The following is a 3,665-nucleotide window of genomic DNA, read 5'->3' as shown; positions in this document are numbered from 1 at the left end:
CCATACAGACATATAAAAAAGGGCGGAATTTCCGCCCTTTTTTACGTCACGCCTTGGGAGCAATTAAATCGTACAAATGGTCGAGCGGGTCAGAAAACGCACTTCACGGCCATTATCGAGCGAGAACATACCGCCCCGCCCCGGCACCACATCAATAATCAGATCCGTATGTTTCCATGCTTCATATTGCGAACGGCTGATATAAAACGGCGCACCGCCAATTTCACCCAATTGCACATCCTGATCGCCGATCAGAAAATCACCTTGTGCATAGCACATCGGCGATGAACCATCACAGCAACCGCCGGACTGATGAAACATCACAGGGCCATATTCTGCCTGCAATTCGGCAATCAGTTTGAGGGCGTCAGGCGTCGCAGTCACTTTGTTCAGCGGCGCTGTATTCGTGTTCATTTCTGCTTCAGTCATGACACCCTCCTGTTTGTGGGCTATTTGGTCATATCCATCACGATACGGCCTTCGATTTCACCTTTGCGCATCTTGTCGAAAATCGCGTTGATATTCTCCAGCCTGTCAGTGCTGATCGTCGCCTTCACTTTACCATCTGCAGCGAAATCAAGCGACTCCTGTAAATCCAGCCTTGTGCCGACAATGGAGCCGCGCAATGTCACACCATTCAGCACCATATTGAAAATCGACACCGGAAACTCACCGGCAGGCAGACCGTTGAAAGCAATCGTGCCGCCACGCGACATCATCCCCAGCGCCTGCTGAAACGCTTTTGGCGAGACCGCTGTCACCAGTGCGCCCTGCGCACCGCCATCGGTCAGTTTTTTCACTTCGGCTGCCGGATCATTACTGGTTTTGGCATTGACGGTTGCAACTGCACCCAGTCGTCGCGCCAGATCGAGTTTGGCATCATCAATATCGACAGCCACAACATTGAGCCCCATGGCTTTGGCATATTGCACAGCCATATGGCCAAGCCCGCCGATACCGGAAATCACCATCCAGTCACCGGGTTTGGTATCCGTGACTTTCAGCCCTTTATAAACGGTCACACCAGCGCAGAGTACCGGCGCGATTTCGTTAAACTCGATATTCTTCGGTAAATGACCGACAAAATTCGGATCAGCCACCACATAATCGGCAAAGCCGCCATTCACAGAATAGCCGGTATTTTCCTGAGATTCACACAAGGTCTCCCAACCGCCGAGACAATGGTTGCAATAGCCGCAAGCCGTATAAAGCCACGGAATACCAACGCGATCACCTTCCTTGACATGTTTGACACCGGCACCAACGCCGGAAACATAGCCCACACCTTCATGTCCCGGAATAAATGGCGGATTTGGTTTCACCGGCCAGTCGCCTTCAGCCGCATGAAGATCGGTGTGACAAACACCGGATGCCTGAATAGCAACCTGAATTTGCCCCGGCCCCGGCACAGGTATCGGCACTTCATCAATTGTCAGGGGTTTTCCGAATTCACGTACAACAGCGGCTTTCATAGTTTTTGCCATAACAATCTCCTTTGGCAGAAAGAGAGGCACTGCTTCTGCTCCATTCATGACACCAACATTACGGAAAGTCGGCGAGCCGGATTGACCGGATCACCGTGGCTGAAGCATTTCACAATCAGGCCGGATCAGCCTGACAGCCGTGGAATGCAACCACATTCAGAGCGTTTGCAACGCATCCTACTCACTGCGTTCGCTCTCATTTTTTGTTTTTGCATATCTCCCCCGAAGTCATGACCGGCTTCGGGGGAGATCATTTCGTCAGATCAAAAGAAGCCCAGTTTTTTAGGGCTGTAGCTCACCAGCATATTTTTGGTCTGCTGGTAATGATCGAGCATTTTCAGGTGATTTTCGCGCCCTATTCCAGATTGTTTGTAACCACCAAAAGCCGCGTGTGCCGGATAAGCATGGTAGCAGTTTGTCCAGACGCGCCCTGCCTGAATACCACGGCCAAAGCGGTAAGCACGGTTGCCGTTACGCGTCCACACACCGGAACCAAGGCCATAAAGCGTGTCATTGGCAATCGACAGCGCTTCCTCATCCGTTTTAAAAGTCGTGACAGAAACCACAGGACCGAAGATTTCTTCCTGAAAAATCCGCATCTTATTGTGGCCTTTGAAGACCGTCGGCTTCACATAGAAACCACCGGCCAGATCACCGCCCAGCTGGTTGCGTTCGCCACCGGTCAGCACTTCCGCACCTTCCTGACGACCGATATCCATATAGCTGAGGATTTTTTCCAGCTGCTCCTGCGAGGCCTGCGCGCCGATCATGGTTGCCGGATTGAGCGGGTCACCCTGCACAATTGCCTCAACGCGCTTCAGGGCTTTTTCCATGAATTTGTCGTAAATTTTTTCATGGATCAGCGCACGGCTCGGGCAGGTACAGACCTCACCCTGATTGAGCGCAAACATCACAAAGCCTTCAATGGCCTTGTCGAGATAGTCATCATCTTCCGCAGTCACATCTTCAAAGAAGATGTTGGGTGATTTACCACCCAGCTCCAGCGTGACCGGAATGAGATTCTGACTGGCATATTGCATAATCAGACGACCGGTGGTGGTTTCACCGGTAAAGGCGATTTTGGCTATGCGCGGGCTGGAAGCCAAAGGTTTACCGGCCTCAAGACCAAAACCATTAACAATATTCAGCACACCGGCAGGCAACAGATCGCCGATCAGTTCCGCCAGCACCAGAATAGAAGCCGGTGTCTGCTCAGCCGGTTTCAGCACCACACAGTTACCCGCAGCCAGTGCCGGTGCGAGTTTCCACACCGCCATCAGGATCGGGAAGTTCCACGGAATAATCTGCCCGACCACGCCCAAAGGTTCATGGAAGTGATAGGCGACTGTATCGTGATCGATTTCAGAAATACCGCCTTCCTGCGCACGGATAGCACCGGCAAAATAGCGGAAATGGTCAATCGCCAGCGGCATATCGGCATTGGTGGTTTCGCGGATCGGCTTGCCGTTGTCCCAGGTTTCGGCTTCGGCCAGCAGTGCCAGATTATCCTGCATCCGGTCAGCGATTTTATTGAGGATCAGCGCACGTTCTGCGGCACTGGTGCGCCCCCATGCTTCTTTCGCGGCGTGGGCGGCATCAAGCGCCAGTTCCACATCTGCCGCATCGGAACGGGCAATCTCGCAGAGAACCTGCCCGTTGACCGGTGAAATATTCTCAAAATAACGTCCGGATTTCGGTTCGACCCATTTGCCGCCGATGAAATTGCCATAGCGTTTGGCAAATTTAGGATGAACTGTCCGGCTTACTTCAACCTTGTTCATTGTCTCTCTCCCTGTTTTTCGCTCATTATCAGCACGCTATCTCTCCTCAGATAGACATGCCTGAACTCACAAATAATGTTGCGGGAAATACGCGGCTTGTCATGAGGCCAGCGGAGCACTCATCACAAACTCTTGCCCGCAATGTCGCAAGAATGAGACAGTTTGAGAGATGGCTTTAAATTCGTGCATCCCGTCCAAAAAACATTTCACATTTTCCGGAATGCCGCGCGGCTCAGCCGTTTCGTCTGATCTGCAAACGGTTGAGCTTACGATGCAGGGTTGCACGGCTCATGCCAAGAATTTTGGCTGCCGAGGAAATTTTACCCTCAGCCCGTGCAAGGGCGCGGATAATGACACCGCGTTCAGCTTCGGCCATATCCATATCCTGCTCAGCCAGCGT

Annotated in this window: 4 protein-coding genes; all 4 read right to left on the bottom strand. The window is 52.2% G+C overall.

The window, feature by feature from the left end; translation table 11 throughout:
* Positions 1–63 precede the first annotated feature (63 nt).
* Positions 64–429: a DUF779 domain-containing protein gene (locus A918_RS0109000; protein ID WP_022710747.1), complete on the bottom strand. Its 366-nt coding sequence runs from the start codon at positions 427–429 to the stop codon at positions 64–66.
* 20 nt (positions 430–449) lie between these two features.
* Positions 450–1,484 carry a zinc-dependent alcohol dehydrogenase gene (locus tag A918_RS0108995; protein WP_028233590.1) on the bottom strand — a complete coding sequence of 345 codons (1,035 nt, stop codon included), beginning with the start codon at positions 1,482–1,484 and terminating at the stop codon, positions 450–452.
* 263 nt (positions 1,485–1,747) lie between these two features.
* A complete protein-coding gene (adh, locus tag A918_RS0108990; RefSeq protein WP_022710745.1) occupies positions 1,748–3,265 on the bottom strand; it encodes an aldehyde dehydrogenase in 1,518 nt (505 codons plus the stop codon).
* 232 nt (positions 3,266–3,497) lie between these two features.
* Positions 3,498–3,665: helix-turn-helix domain-containing protein (locus A918_RS19990; protein ID WP_033316003.1), on the bottom strand; the 168-nt coding region annotated here is incomplete at its 5' end.

Source organism: Pseudochrobactrum sp. AO18b, from assembly GCF_000409565.1.
In the GTDB taxonomy this organism is placed as follows: domain Bacteria; phylum Pseudomonadota; class Alphaproteobacteria; order Rhizobiales; family Rhizobiaceae; genus Pseudochrobactrum; species Pseudochrobactrum saccharolyticum.
Note: the sequence above shows the minus strand (reverse complement) of the source record. Positions and strands in the feature narration are given on the sequence as shown.